The following is a 218-nucleotide window of genomic DNA, read 5'->3' as shown; positions in this document are numbered from 1 at the left end:
GGGATTCAAGAAAATCTTTCGTCTGTACCGAGGACAAAACACAAAATGATAGTTGATGAGGCTGACGGTTGTTTTAGTTCTACGGTAATTTTCCATGTATCCATTATACTCTATACGTGTATGAAAACATACCGAACATACTCAAAAAATATTCGAATATATCACAGGGCTTTCGAGTTCGCCAAAGCGAACCCTCATCCCTGCCGAGCTATCATCCC

General features: G+C 40.4%; 1 pseudogene. It reads right to left on the bottom strand.

What is annotated here, in order from left to right:
• Positions 1-96: pseudogene (locus tag ACYQ2O_RS13915) on the bottom strand (IS200/IS605 family transposase); the annotation flags it as partial.
• Between the last annotated feature and the right edge of the window lie 122 nt (positions 97-218).

This window comes from Alkalibacterium sp. m-11, assembly GCF_054658155.1.
Note: the sequence above shows the minus strand (reverse complement) of the source record. Positions and strands in the feature narration are given on the sequence as shown.